Raw genomic sequence first — 13,172 nt, 5'->3', positions numbered from 1 at the left:
TTGCTCAATAGAGGCAATGGCAGCGACTTACATCCTCGCTGGGCTAAAATTTGAGACAGCAGTGATTGCACAAATTATCAGGAGAGACGTGATGCAGGAGTCTGTCACTTACCAAGCGATTCTACGAGAAGGTGTCGAACAGGGACTCGAACGAGGGCGGGAAGCAGAACGGCAAGAAATTGCGCTGAATCTTTTGCGCGAAGGAATGACGATCGATTTGATCAGCCGCACTACTGGACTCCCTCTTCAGGCGATTCAGCACCGTCAGCAGCAGATCTCCTGAACGATGCCTCTACTTCATGTAGGGGATTTTAGCGGTTGCTTCGCAGTTCCCGAAGGGTAATCGCAACCTCTTTCAGCCCTTCAGGAAACTGTTGATGCGAAATATTCCCTGTTTTGCTTTGAATGTATTTCTCAGCAAATTCAATCAAGTCTGAGGCGCATTCAGTTGGAATCGTACTGAAAAGATAAGTGGATTTGTTGGGAGCAGTGAAGGCAATGACGCAGGCGCGTTTAGCGCATTCGCGCAACTGCAAAGCAACCGCCATCCCACAAGCACCCCACAGGCTGGACTCGAATATCGATCGAAGAGTCTGCTTCGATTTGGCTTGCTCTAATAAAGCTGCGCCATCAGCAGGTTGACCTTCAGGATGATCTTCAGAGAAACAGCAAGATTGACAGAAAAAGATACCCCATAGTGAACTTCTTGCCCTTTGTTGTTGTAAGATGCAAAACCAATCGGTTTGATACCGAGTGCTATCAGAGGATCGAGCGAAGTTTCAGGTGACAAGGCAACAATTCGCTGGGGATTGAGTGGGACACAGGTTTTACCAGAGCTATGCTGAATGACTTGACATTCAAAAGACTTCAGGGAGGGATGAGGTTTCGAGATAGTAGCTTGAGAGCAAGCTGCAATGATTAACAAAGAAAAAGGATTAACAAAGAAAAAGCCACGAATAAAAACGCTAGCCGATATCGCTGTTTTTTCATCGCTTCATAAAGTGTTGACAAGGTGGTTTTCTAGGTCATTCAGGGTAGCATTCATAACGTCTCTTTGGACTTTCCCATACCTAAAATCGCCAGGATACTCAACCACTATGCACTTTCAGTGCATAGTGGTTGAGTTGAGCTATTGTACCTTAATGATATTTCCAGCAAAACTTACAACATGGCGAGTGTACTGTCTGACATAGTTTGTGATGACCTTTGGCAGGTTAGTCGTCAACAGGCACATCAAGCTGATCCACAGGATGCAAGCGATCGCATTGCTGAATGTCCGTTGCTGTTAGGCAAAGGCTATAAGCGGGACATTGAACTCCGCAATGGAATTGATTTGACTTTTCATCACTATTAACTCAAGGATGATTTGGTTGTCAATTGCATCCCGCCCGGAGAAACTGGCTATCTAGAATGGATGTTTAACCTCTCATCAGGGTTTCGATGCCCGAATGGAGTGCAGATCAGTCAAGGTCAGCATTTCCTCGCGGGTCTAGTTTCGCCGGGTGGTCATTTTGAAGGGCTAGCTTACGCAACGACTATAGAAGTTGATATTCATTTGCAACCAGAACAGTTGCAGGCATTTATCGGTGATCAATTAGATGTTTTGCCGTCTGAGGTACAGCGGATGCTAGCACGAGATGAAGCGCTCCCGTTTTCGCCAGTCCGCACAATTACACCTGCCATGCGTCTTGCTTTACAGCAAATGCTAGATTGTCCTTATCAGGGTGTGATCAAGCAAATGTATCTGGAGCGTTTGTTGGAGCGTTAGCTGCGGCGTTGCTTGTGTATTTGCTGGCGTGGGATCAGGGCAGTAGTCCAACTCGGCTAATTTTAGTCGGGGTTGCTATTAGCGCGATCGCGTCTGCACTGACCACACTGATGATTACTTTTGGTAATATTCTCAATGTCAGCCAAGCTTTAATTTGGTTAGCAGGTAGCGTCTACGGCTGTCGCTGGGAACACGTTGGGGCATTACTTCCTTGGTTACTTGTTGTTCTACCGTTTGCTTGGCTGCTTTCTCGTGAATTAAATCTGCTCAATCTAGGGAGCGATATTGTATACGGGTTAGGCAGTCGAGTGGAGTGACAGCGGGGCTGTTGATTAGTGTTGCGCTAACCGGAGCGAGTGTGGCGGTTGCAGGCACGATCAGCTTTGTTGGACTCATGGCTCCCCATCTTGCTCGTCAACTGGTAGGACCCACCACCCACGAAGGACTGTTTCCAACAGCGGCTCTCATCGGTAGCCTAATTGTAACGATGGCAGATTTGCTGGGTCGTGTATTGTTTGCTCCAACTGAGTTACCTTGTGGAGTGATTACCGCAGTTGTCGGTGCTCCCTGCTTTCTGTATCTGCTCTATCGAAATCGCAATGGATGATGTGCCTGTGAGTGGGAGAGGCAGGAAAAAGAGAGGAGTTCCTTAAACTCGCACGAGGTGGGTAACGTGATATTGCTTGACTTCTTGGAAGGATGGAGTTTTACCAGAATCATGAGCAGTCATCACAAAACCATTGACCTCGACTCTAGCTTTGTAGGCACAGGGGAGATTGCGCCTCACAAAATCAATCTGCACGTCAGCCCACAATTCATTGCTTTCATCGATCGCTAGAACGCACCCCGATTTTTCATAAGTAAGCCAATCCCAGCCTTCTTGCATCCAAATTTCTCGCTCAGCGATTTGCTCAAACTTGCCGAGTCCTGCCCAGCCGCGATAGAAGGGACGCAATCCAGCAACAGAGCCGTTCCGATGAACCAACAGATCTAACATCTCCGGTTCTAAATGTCCCCAGTAGCGTCCTTCTGGTAAATCTACCAAGGTTGGGGCAAATTGATGTCCACCAAAATGGCTGACTCGCCATACGCGCAACTGCCCATTGGACACAGCAGCATAGTCTTGGCGTAACGTTTGATAAATGGGATAGCCAAACCGGGCACACGCAACATCCACATTGCCGTGGGTGCAGATCATCAACTCATGGATGTGGCTTGTGTCTTGCTGATAGCGATCGAACTGTGAAAGGTCATAAGATTGCTGATCAAGCAAATGCTTCAGGAGCGTCGTGGTGAAGTGACCCACTTCTGCATCGGGAATCAGAAATTCCTGTTTCTCAAACTGAGCAAACAACCGTGCAGGACGGCGGTAAAACAGCACACGGGTCAATCCGGGTTGAGAGTACTGATGATCGGGCGCGATCGCCATGACTCTTAACTTGATTTCATGCTCAATTCTCATACTCCGAATTTGCATCAGAATTGGCTGCAACGTTGGATTCTCTAACCAACGCTGAGGCACCCACGGAAGCGGCATTTCCATCACCAGCCAGTAGTCACTCGGTTCGACTGAGCCGATCGGATCTTCGCCGCTGGTTTTAGAAATCACAGAGCAGAACTGGCAAGAGGAGGGTGAATTATCAATTGGCATCATGACAGGAGCTATGCGTTTTAAGTTGGAATGAACAAGGGAACCTCCTACACCCTACCTCCTTGTCCCTGCTCTGCGTCATGGTCTGGCACGATCGTTTCTACATCCCGCAGGCTCGGAAAGGCATATCCACCTAACCCAATCAAGGCACCGCAGAAACAAAAAATTGTGTACTGTAAAGCCATTCCAGCCCCTGCGCCGATGCCAAAGACACCACCAAAAATGCTCGACAAACGACCATTTGAACTCATAGCAGGTTCAAACACATAATCGGCTAACGGTCCTGCGATCGCTAATCCGAGTGGGGATGTGATCTGTGCAATCAAGTAGCGAGAGGCAAACACGCGACCCTGCACATCTGGTTCTACTTTGGATAGCCAGATGGCTTGATTGGAGCTATCAATCGCAGGAGCAAAGACCCCGGCTCCAAATCCGGCAATCATCCAACTTAGAGGTACACGACCCAAGCCAATAATCATCTTACTCAGGCTGGTGAGTGCGGTACCCAGCAATAAGCCATGAATGCGACGCTGAGAACCACCCCAAACACTTAGTGCGATCGCACCCACAATTCCTCCAACTCCGATCGCCGATCGAACAGTGGCTAATACAGTGGCATCATTGCTACTCCGAGCCAGAATCATGGCTGGACCGAGGGCTAAACTCACAGTATCGACTAAGTTAAAACTCAGCCAAAAGATCAAAATTGCCAATAGACTGGGACGCTTGAGTAAATAGCGAAAGCCAAACGTGAATTGTTGCCAGAGAGTTTGATGGGCGATGCTAGTAGATTTTCGAGTGGGTTGCGGAATCGATACGCACAAGATGGTGCTGATAGCCATCACAAATGTCATTAAGTCGATCGCCAAAACACCTGTTAAACCGATCGTATAGTACAACACTCCTGCTAAAGCAGGTGCAATAATATAGGAGCCAGAGTAGGTAACGTAGGAACTCATGGCAGTCGCACGGGTGTAATGCTGTTTGGGAACAATCATCGTCATTGAGGCGGAGTACGCCAGATTTTGGAGATACCCAAACAAGCCATTCATCGCCGTTGTCACGTAGAGATGCCAGATTTGGAGATGATTGCTCAAAAACAACAGCAGAATCGCGATCGTAGAAAGTCCAGCGACCGTATCTCCTGCGATCATTAGCTGCTTGCGGTTGCCACGATCGACAATTAATCCGGCAAAAGATGCTGCAATGATCCGGGGAGTGTACGTGAAGAAGAAGAGCAGCGATAACGGAGTTGCTTGACCCGTTTGCTCCCACGCCCAAATGGTGATCGCGAAGTTGGTCATCTCAGAGCCAAGGATCGATGCCATTTGACCGCTCCAGATGATCAAGAAGGTGCGTAAGCTAGTGGGCTGAGTGTCTGGGGGCATGGGTCATTGCTTGACCAGATAGTTAGACAAATCATCTAAAACACGATTGGCGGCGAGGATACTGCGACCCACAGTCCACACTTTGCCATCGACTACATACACACGATTTTGTTTCACTGCGTCTAACTGCGAGAACAGGGGATCTTGTTTGAACTGATCGACGATCGTGTTGTTCGGATCGATCGCATTCCGAATCAAGAAAATTACATCGCCATTAATGCTCTTGAAATCTTCACGCGACACCTGGCTAGCAAAGATATCTGCTTTTTCTTGAGCAGGGGGGCGAGGCAACCCAACATCTTGCAAGATCGAACCTGGAAAACTGCCTGTCGTGTAGAACCCAAGTCGGTCTTGGAATCCAGCAACGAGCGATACACTGGTTTTCGTGAGTTGCTCTCCTAACCGCTGCTTGAGTTGATTGACTTGCTGGTTGTAATCATTGAGCAGGTTCTTAGCAACCTCCGTTTTGCCCAGCGCCTCCGCATATAGCGTCATGTGCTGTTTCCAGTTGCCTTCTCGACCGCTATCCTCGGCTAGAACTGTTGGCGCAATTTGCGAAAGTTGGTCGTAAAGTTGCTTGTGAACAATGGCGATGCCAAGAATCAGATCAGGCTTTAACGATACGATTTTTTCCAGATTGGGTGGAGCGGGAGAACTGCCAACCGTCTCAATGCCTTGCGTCTTGTCGCCCAGATAGGACGTTGTTCCTGGATAGAGGGCAGCACCGACGGGTTTCACCCCTAGCGTGATCGCGGTGTCGAGAACGGCATTATCCAAAACCACCACTCGTTGGGGGTTGGCAGGAACTTTGGTTTCGCCAAGCGCATGTTTCACAACCCGTTCAGCAGTAGTTGATTGAGACGATGGAGCAGTGCGGTCAACGGCTCCGGTTTGAGGAGCTTGATTACAGGATGAAACCACCAAAACGGTTAACCCGATGAGCGCGAAGAACTGGAGTGAACGCGATCGTTTCCTCAGCGATTTTTGCCAGCGATCGCGGTGGGATATTAGTAAATGCCATGAGCGGTTTAAGACACTCCACAGAGCAGTTAGATTCATGATCCTCAAGGGTCAGAAGGGGTCAAAATTCAATCGTGTAAAGCAGGCTAATCGTTCTGCCGGGAGCCGCAAAATTCTGAGTTTCAAAAAATCCAGTGCGCTCCTGCGAGGTGATTGGGAAATATTGCTCGTTCAACAAGTTCTGAACGCCCAAGGACAATGTTCCCTGCCCAAGCCGAACACTGCTGATCAGATCTAAGGTAGTGAAGCCACTAATTCTAAATCGATCTACGCCATCATTAAAGGCGCGATCGCGGTTCCCCACATGCAGTAGTTGGAGGCGATTTCGCCAACCGGGTAGGGTTTCGTTCTCGATGTAAGCAGAGAGCTTTAGCGGCTGAACTTCAATACTACTGAGTGCCAGGTAATTGTCATTATCATTGAGACTATTTTCTCCCTCGTTCCAGGTAATTGTTCCTCCCAGTCTCCAGGCACGGCTGGCTTGCCAATCGAGTGTCGCTTCAACTCCATAGTTGCGCTGTGGGGCACGAACTTGCTGCGTAATCCCATTGGGCCCTACTACCAGCGCACTGCCTAACTTGGAGCGGCTGTAGAACCCAGAGAGCGTCGCTTGTAGCGAATTCCAATTGCCCCGAACTCCCACTTCAAAACTATCAACTTTCTGCGCTTCCGTCTCCTGAAAGCTGTTGTTGACGCTGACAAATCGCGGCTCATTCAGCACTCGTCCAAAATCTGGCAGCGAGAACCCTTGAGCAAAGTTGGCAAACAGACTGATGGTGTCGGTTGGTTGATACACCACGCCCGCATTAAACACTACATCGTCAAAATTGTTCGACCCGCCTTGAATTTGTCGGTCAGTAAATACAGTAGTGTAGTCCTCAACATCAAATCCGATCCGGTTGTAACGCGCTCCCCCGCTCAGCGCCCACTGCGGACTGACCTCCCACTGCAATTGAGCAAATACCCCTAAGTTATCAATACTGTAAGGGGGAATGTTGTCGCGTGTCCCAATCACACGGGCAACCCGTCGTCCCGTGGCATTGTAGGTCAGCAGATCAATCACATCCAGAGGAACACCATTCTCTTCTTTGTTGTAATCAACCCCCCAAAGGACGTTGGCTGACTGCGATAAAGGCGTGCGAACTTGCAGCCTACCTCCCCAGTTTTCGGCTTCCAGTCGGTTTTGGAACACGAGTTGACGCAGCGGTCGCAGGTCAGCAAGGTCGTTACTAAAGAAGATGTTGCGATAGTACAACTGAGTGTCAAGCTGACTGCCAAAGATATTCTTATGGCTGTAGTTTAGGCTCGCAACTGTATTGCGTCGGGTTGGGTCGTTATCAAGTTCCCGTCCCCCAACGCATAAGACACGGGCTTTTTGTCTGCCCGGAAGGGCTAACACAATCGGATCGGTAATGCAGTCACTGTCTCGACGATCGCGGAAGTGATTGACGCTCACCTGCAACCGCTGCTGCTCATCAATATTAACGCCGATTTTTGCCAACGCATTGATCGATTCTGTATCGTCGATATCTTCAAATGGGATGCGATCGCCCTCCGCATCAAAGAAGCTTCCTGAAGAGGACAACGACAGATCAAACCGATAATCAAAAATGCCTTGTGTTCCTGAAATGCCGTATTGACCCAGAAAGCCAAAACTATCGCCTTGCAGTTTGCCCAGTGCAGCATTGGTTCCTAAGCTCACCCGCGATGTAAAGTCCTTGGTGGGTCTGCCCGTGATGATATTGATGATTCCCCCAGTTGCATCTGCCCCGAAAATGGCACTGGGTCCACGAATCACTTCAACCCGTTCAACCGCAGAGGGATCAATGGTACGGAGTTCTGTAAAAAATCGGTTGTTGGTGGTCTGGGGCACTCCATCGATCAACACAGCAGGTGGACGCCCCCGCAGATTCTGACCGCGATTTCGAGTCGTCAACGTTGGAGGACCAAAACCGGGGACGAGTTTGCCAAGAATGTCTCCCAGGTTGTTATTGAGTGCCCGTTGTTCCTCAATTTGTTGGCGAGTAATCACCGTCACACTGCGCGGCACGTTCTCTACTGTTTCTTCTGTGCGCGTTGCTGTGACGACAACTTCTTCTTCTTCGGGTTCTTCTGCTAGTTCTTCTTCGGGTGCTTCTGCTCCAGAAACGGGCGCTTCAGTCGCTGGTGTGATCCCCAGCACTAATCCACTGGGTCTAGATTGCACTTGTGCGATCGCGGCAGATCCCGTGACACTCACCTGCACTCGATTTGCATTCAACTGGGTGACTGTAACCGCTGTGATGCTGTCGCCAGGGTTTTCTGCACGAAACTCCTTGCCTTCTGGCAGAGCTAATACAGCATTGGGAATGTCAGCGATCGCGGTGTTGCCCTCAACTCGTGTCGTGGCTTGCAGGGCTGCACCCTCTGCGGTTTCTAAAACTACCTCGATCCCAGTTGGCGTTGGGTTAATCCGTACTCTGGTCACTTGCGCCACGCCAATTCTACTAGGGTCTTGAGCCAACAAACTTGCAGCACTAGTCGAAGGCTGCTTTAGCTCACCAATTCGGGGAACTTCTGAAATTACTGATTTGTCTCGCTGCTCTATTTCCGCTAAAACTGCCTGAGTCATTAGCAAAACCGTTGAGCTTGTGAGCCACACTCCAAAAAGTAATGTTCGTAGCTTCAATTCAGGTTCCTCCATTCCCAATGAAATAATCCAGGTCATCTGCATGACCGTTTATTAAAAATCGTTAGTATTAACTAAAACAGAATACACTGATTGGCTTCTTGGCAATCAGAAAATTAAGAAGATAGGCTTATTAGACTTGTTTATCATTCTGTTGAAGAGCATCAATGTTTTGAACTCTAGCGGCTCTTCCTAGACTCAGGTCGGAATCATGACAAAGATCTGGCTCAGTGAGGCTGATTGCGATCGCGAAGCCATCAATGTTCAACTTCAAAGCGTACAACACGGTTACGCCTAAGACCTCTTGCTGGGTTTAGGGATGATCGCGGGAAGCAAGTTTTATTTGAGAAAGATTTTTAATATAGCTTGTCAATATCTAGCGTTCTATATTAATCTTACCCATGACTATTAGGAATAATTCTCAGAAAGCGATGGAGCTAACTTCTATGATTCCAATAAGTGCAAAGTAATTAGGCAAGGGTAGATTTACAGCGACGGAAACTAGTGGAGCAGTTGCAGCATCGATCGATGCTTTGGCTATGCGCTGCTCACTACAACAACGTTCTTTAGAGTATCGAGTCGCTTCCGGTGGGCTAGAAACCAAACAAGGGTGCATTCCATGTCTGCTTTTCTCAATTCTTCACCTAACCTGCTGGAAGCTTCGTTCGTTGATATCGTGCGATCGCGAGCCATCCATCAACCTCATCAGATTGCCTATGGATTTCTGGTGGATGGAGAAACTGAAGAAATTCGCATCACGTATCAGGACTTTGATCGGCGAGTGCGAGCGATCGCGGCTCAATTGCAGTCGCTCAATTCATCGGGTAGCCGAGCATTATTGCTGTATCCACCGGGGTTGGACTTTATTGCTGCATTTGTTGCATGTCTCTTTGCCAATGTGATTGCCGTTCCAGCCTATCCACCCCGCCGCAATCAACACCTAAATCGGCTCCAGGCAATCCTTGCTGACTCCCAGGCAACAATTGCGCTGACTACATCAAGCATTCGATCGGGGGTAGATCACTGGTTTAGTGATGCTCCAGAACTAGCAGCCCTACGCTGGCTGGCAACCGACACAATTTCTGATCAACACGCCGAAGACTGGCAGCCAACCCCGATCAGCCGCAATACGCTAGCGTTTCTTCAATACACCTCTGGCTCTACTGCAACGCCCAAGGGGGTGATGGTTAGCCACGGCAATTTGCTGCACAACTCTGCCTGCATTCAGCGAGCGTTTGGTTTGAGTTCCAGCAGTGTATCGGTTACCTGGCTACCGAGCTTTCACGATATGGGATTGATTGATGGCATCCTCCAGCCCATGTATAGCGGGTTTCCAGGATATTTAATGCCTCCTGTCTCGTTTCTGCAACGACCCATCCGATGGCTAGAAGCGATCTCTCGCTATCGAGCAACCCATAGCGGCGGTCCCAATTTTGCCTACGATTTGTGCAGCCGCAAGGTTACGCCCGAACAACGAAAAACCCTGGATCTGAGCAGTTGGTGGACTGCCTACAATGGGGCTGAACCGATTCGTTCAGAAACCCTGCAACAGTTTGCTGAAACCTTCAAATCCTCTAGTTTTCAAGCAAAATTTCTCTATCCCTGCTATGGACTGGCTGAAGCCACGCTGATGGTTTCAGGAAAGGGACTGCAAGACGCACCCACGACTTGCACCGTTGAAGCGGAGTCGATCGCTCAAAACTACATTAGAGAAGTTTCCACCAGCGATCGCACTGCCAGAACGCTAGTCAGTTCTGGTCGCGCTGTTTTAGACACTACGATCGCGATTGTTCATCCCGACACGCGAACCCGATGTGTGCCCGATCAAGTGGGAGAAATTTGGGTTGCTAGCCCTAGCATTGCTCAAGGCTATTGGCAACGTGCTGAGGAGACCGATCGCACCTTCCAGGCTTATTTAGAGGACACCGGGGAAGGTCCATTTCTACGAACAGGAGACTTGGGATTTTTGAGAGAAGGTCAGTTGTTTGTCACCGGACGACTGAAAGATTTGATCGTCATTGGAGGAGTCAACTACTATCCTCAAGACCTTGAGCAAACCGTTGAAACGAGCCATCCAGCCCTACGTCCGGGTGCAGGAGCAGCGTTTTCTGTTGAAATGGCGGGGGAAGAGCGGCTGGCGATCGCGCATGAATTAGAGCGCAGCTATTTGCGGAACGCAGATCTTGATGCTGTGATTTCGACCATTCGTCAGGCGGTAGCAGAACAGCATGATTTGACGGTCGAGGTTGTGCTGTTGCTCAAGACGGGCAGCATTCCTAAAACATCGAGCGGCAAAATCCAGCGCCATGCCTGCCGCAAGGAATTTCTGGCGGGCAGCCTCCATCCGGTACACCAATGGACACTCAATCCTGGCAACAAAACCGTTAATTCCTTCACTCAACCGTTAACGGCTGTACCGCGATCACTCACGTCGCCTCAGCCCGCTCAACCTGTTGCAACGATTCAACATTGGCTAGTGGCTCGACTGGCACAAACGCTACAGCTTGAACCTAGCGAAATCGAAGTTGATCAGCCGTTTGCTTATTATGGTTTGGCATCGAGAGAAGCCGTTGGTTTAATCGCTGAATTGGAAGATTGGCTGGGTTGCCGCCTCGCTCCCACACTGGCGTATGACTACCCCTCGATCGCCGCCTTATCTGATTACTTGTCGGGTGAACGGGTAGATGCTAGAACCGTTCAGCAATCCTCGGCAATGCCGCACTCTGCAACTGACGCGATCGCCATTGTTGGCATGAGTTGCCGATTTCCGGGTGCAAGTAATCTAGACGAGTTCTGGCAATTACTCCAAAATGGCATTGATGCGATCGCAGAAGTGCCGTCAACCCGATGGAATGCTGGCGACTTCTACGATCCAAACTCTGATGCGGTTGGCAAGATGAACACTCGCTGGGGAGGATTTTTGCATCATGTCGATCAATTCGATCCTCACTTTTTTGGAATTTCGCCACGAGAAGCGGCTCGCATCGACCCCCAACATCGGCTACTGATGGAGGTGGCTTGGGAAGCACTGGAAGATGCGGGCTATGCTCCTGAGCAGTTAGCCGGAAGCCAAACCGGAGTATTTGTCGGTATTGCCTCCAGTGATTATTCGCAACAGCAGTTCAGTTGTCCTGATGCGATCGATGCTTATGCCGGAACAGGTAATGCTCACAGTATGGCAGCCAACCGTTTGTCTTACCTCCTGGATTTGCGCGGACCGAGTTTAGCGGTAGATACGGCATGTTCTGCATCATTGGTTGCCGTTCACTTAGCTAGCCAAAGCTTACACAGCCAAGACTGTGATGTAGCGATCGTAGGTGGTGTGAATTTAATCCTCAATCCTCAGTTGACGATCGCCTTGTCGAAAGCAAACATGATGGCTCCAGATGGTCGGTGTAAGCCGTTTGATGCTGCCGCAAATGGGTATGTCCGCAGCGCGGGCTGTGGAGTCGTCGTTCTGAAGCGATTGACTGAAGCGAGGCGAGAGGGCGATCGCGTGCTGGCGATTCTACGAGGCTCAGCCGTGAATGAGGACGGTCGCAGCAATGGGCTAACTGCTCCGAATGGACTCGCTCAACAATCGGTGATTCGTCAGGCGTTGGTGCGGGCTGGAGTCGAACCCGCTCAGATTAGCTATGTTGAAGCGCACGGCACGGGAACGTCTCTAGGAGATCCGATTGAGGTTGAGTCTTTGAAAGCCGTTTTGCTGCAAGCTCGTTCTGCTAATCAGGGATGTGCGATCGGGTCTGTCAAAGCCAATATTGGTCATTTAGAAGCGGCGGCTGGAATTGCAGGATTGATCAAAACTGTATTGGCGTTACAGCATCGCCAAATTCTGCCACAACTACATTTGCACCAGATCAATCCGCTGATTGCTCTACAAAGCACTCCCTTTTCAATTCCAACATCACTACAGTCATGGAATGTTGAATCTGGCAATCGGTTTGCGGGTGTAAGTTCCTTTGGATTTGGTGGCACGAATGCTCATGTGGTGTTGGAGGAAGCATCCGTTGAAGTCACGGTGAGTAAGAAGGCGGAGGAGCAGAACAATTTAGCGGGGCTGGAACGTCCGCTACAGGTAAGCTAAACAACAGCTAAATTGCATAAAATAAAGCTGCCGTCTTGGTCAGTACTTTATGCCAGTGCGAAACTATTTGAGTCAGATGCAGCAAGCGAACCTGCAAAAAGCAGTTCGAGAGAGCGAAGATCGGCATACCCGACAGCGAGCGTTGATCTTGTTGCTGAGAAACGATGGCAAAACGTATGAGGAGATCAGCGCTTTTCTAAACTGCTCCTACCGCAGTGTGGCGCACTGGTGCGTAGAAGGCAACCCAGATGACTTGGAGAGCCTTCGAGATGGCCGGTCTGAGGGCAACTATCGCAAAGCGACTCCAGCCTACATTGAGCAATTGATGCGAGTGGTGGAACAATCACCGAGTGAGTTGGGCTATGAGTTGGGCAGATGGACGGCAGAGCGACTCGCAGTGTATCTGGCAGAGAACACCGGAATTGCTTTGAGTGGAATGCAAGTGCGGAGGATTCTCAAACAAAAAAAGTACGTCTACCTCTGGGCAAAGTATAGTCTGGAGGATAAACAAAACCCGCAGCACCGCCAAGCGTTTCGCGCCGAACTGAGGCAGAAGCTAGCCGTATCTGTGCAGGAACCCGCCAAGCTTC

12 protein-coding genes are annotated in these 13,172 nt (G+C 49.7%); 7 read left to right on the top strand and 5 right to left on the bottom strand.

The window, feature by feature from the left end; translation table 11 throughout:
- Nucleotides 1–16: 16 nt before the first annotated feature.
- Nucleotides 17–283, top strand: coding sequence for an RpnC/YadD family protein (locus tag GS601_RS14210; RefSeq protein ID WP_162423954.1), 267 nt, complete (start codon nucleotides 17–19; stop codon nucleotides 281–283).
- 28 nt (nucleotides 284–311) lie between these two features.
- Here the strand turns inward: GS601_RS14210 and GS601_RS14205 are convergent, their stop codons facing one another.
- Nucleotides 312–689 (bottom strand): DUF1636 domain-containing protein, encoded by a 378-nt coding sequence (locus GS601_RS14205; protein WP_338017043.1) that lies wholly within the window; start codon nucleotides 687–689, stop codon nucleotides 312–314.
- A 479-nt stretch (nucleotides 690–1,168) separates the two neighbouring features.
- Between GS601_RS14205 and GS601_RS14200 the strand changes: the two genes are divergently transcribed.
- The 4 genes from GS601_RS14200 to GS601_RS23630 are packed head-to-tail and all read left to right on the top strand — an operon-like array spanning nucleotide 1,169 to nucleotide 2,375.
- Nucleotides 1,169–1,354: a hypothetical protein gene (locus GS601_RS14200; RefSeq protein ID WP_162423953.1), complete on the top strand. Its 186-nt coding sequence runs from the start codon at nucleotides 1,169–1,171 to the stop codon at nucleotides 1,352–1,354.
- A gap of 60 nt (nucleotides 1,355–1,414) precedes the next feature.
- Complete coding sequence (locus GS601_RS14195; RefSeq protein ID WP_238393267.1) at nucleotides 1,415–1,768, top strand: hypothetical protein; 354 nt, start codon at nucleotides 1,415–1,417, stop codon at nucleotides 1,766–1,768.
- Entirely contained in the window at nucleotides 1,711–2,085 is a 375-nt protein-coding gene (locus tag GS601_RS23635; RefSeq protein ID WP_274381984.1) for an iron chelate uptake ABC transporter family permease subunit, read from the top strand. Before GS601_RS14195 ends, GS601_RS23635 begins: the two co-directional genes overlap by 58 nt.
- Entirely contained in the window at nucleotides 2,082–2,375 is a 294-nt protein-coding gene (locus GS601_RS23630; protein ID WP_338017042.1) for an iron chelate uptake ABC transporter family permease subunit, read from the top strand. The genes GS601_RS23635 and GS601_RS23630 overlap by 4 nt, the downstream gene beginning before the upstream one ends.
- 42 nt (nucleotides 2,376–2,417) lie before the next feature.
- Here the strand turns inward: GS601_RS23630 and GS601_RS14185 are convergent, their stop codons facing one another.
- Genes GS601_RS14185 through GS601_RS14170 form a run of 4 tightly spaced genes read right to left on the bottom strand, consistent with a single transcriptional unit; the run spans nucleotide 2,418 to nucleotide 8,540 of the window.
- A complete protein-coding gene (locus tag GS601_RS14185) occupies nucleotides 2,418–3,422 on the bottom strand; it encodes a sucrase ferredoxin (protein WP_238393266.1) in 1,005 nt (334 codons plus the stop codon).
- Between the two features lie 44 nt (nucleotides 3,423–3,466).
- Nucleotides 3,467–4,807 carry an MFS transporter gene (locus tag GS601_RS14180; protein WP_162423951.1) on the bottom strand — a complete coding sequence of 447 codons (1,341 nt, stop codon included), beginning with the start codon at nucleotides 4,805–4,807 and terminating at the stop codon, nucleotides 3,467–3,469.
- Between the two features lie 3 nt (nucleotides 4,808–4,810).
- The gene (locus GS601_RS14175) at nucleotides 4,811–5,866 is read right to left on the bottom strand and encodes an ABC transporter substrate-binding protein (protein ID WP_162423950.1); all 1,056 of its coding nucleotides are present in this window, start codon (nucleotides 5,864–5,866) and stop codon (nucleotides 4,811–4,813) included.
- Between the two features lie 22 nt (nucleotides 5,867–5,888).
- On the bottom strand, nucleotides 5,889–8,540 hold the full coding sequence (locus GS601_RS14170) for a TonB-dependent receptor domain-containing protein (RefSeq protein WP_162423949.1): 2,652 nt from the start codon (nucleotides 8,538–8,540) through the stop codon (nucleotides 5,889–5,891).
- A 574-nt stretch (nucleotides 8,541–9,114) separates the two neighbouring features.
- On the opposite strand from GS601_RS14170, the gene GS601_RS14165 reads away from it, so the two are divergent.
- Entirely contained in the window at nucleotides 9,115–12,582 is a 3,468-nt protein-coding gene (locus GS601_RS14165) for a beta-ketoacyl synthase N-terminal-like domain-containing protein (RefSeq protein WP_162423948.1), read from the top strand.
- Nucleotides 12,583–12,631: 49 nt separating this feature from the next.
- A partial coding sequence (locus GS601_RS14160; protein ID WP_162423947.1) for an IS630 family transposase occupies nucleotides 12,632–13,172 on the top strand: 541 nt, incomplete at its 3' end.

The organism is Myxacorys almedinensis A (assembly GCF_010091945.1).
In the GTDB taxonomy this organism is placed as follows: domain Bacteria; phylum Cyanobacteriota; class Cyanobacteriia; order Leptolyngbyales; family Leptolyngbyaceae; genus Myxacorys; species Myxacorys almedinensis.
This window is presented reverse-complemented; position numbering and strand designations above follow the sequence as displayed.

Excerpts from the sequence above, each read along its gene's own strand:
- GS601_RS14210 (WP_162423954.1), top strand. The coding sequence starts at position 17 with ATGGCAGCGACTTACATCCTCGCTGGGCTAAAATTTGAGACAGCAGTG.
- GS601_RS14200 (WP_162423953.1), top strand. The coding sequence starts at position 1,169 with ATGGCGAGTGTACTGTCTGACATAGTTTGTGATGACCTTTGGCAGGTT.
- GS601_RS14195 (WP_238393267.1), top strand. The coding sequence starts at position 1,415 with ATGTTTAACCTCTCATCAGGGTTTCGATGCCCGAATGGAGTGCAGATC.
- GS601_RS14185 (WP_238393266.1), bottom strand. The coding sequence starts at position 3,422 with ATGATGCCAATTGATAATTCACCCTCCTCTTGCCAGTTCTGCTCTGTG.
- GS601_RS14180 (WP_162423951.1), bottom strand. The coding sequence starts at position 4,807 with ATGCCCCCAGACACTCAGCCCACTAGCTTACGCACCTTCTTGATCATC.
- GS601_RS14175 (WP_162423950.1), bottom strand. The coding sequence starts at position 5,866 with ATGAATCTAACTGCTCTGTGGAGTGTCTTAAACCGCTCATGGCATTTA.
- GS601_RS14170 (WP_162423949.1), bottom strand. The coding sequence starts at position 8,540 with ATGCAGATGACCTGGATTATTTCATTGGGAATGGAGGAACCTGAATTG.
- GS601_RS14165 (WP_162423948.1), top strand. The coding sequence starts at position 9,115 with ATGTCTGCTTTTCTCAATTCTTCACCTAACCTGCTGGAAGCTTCGTTC.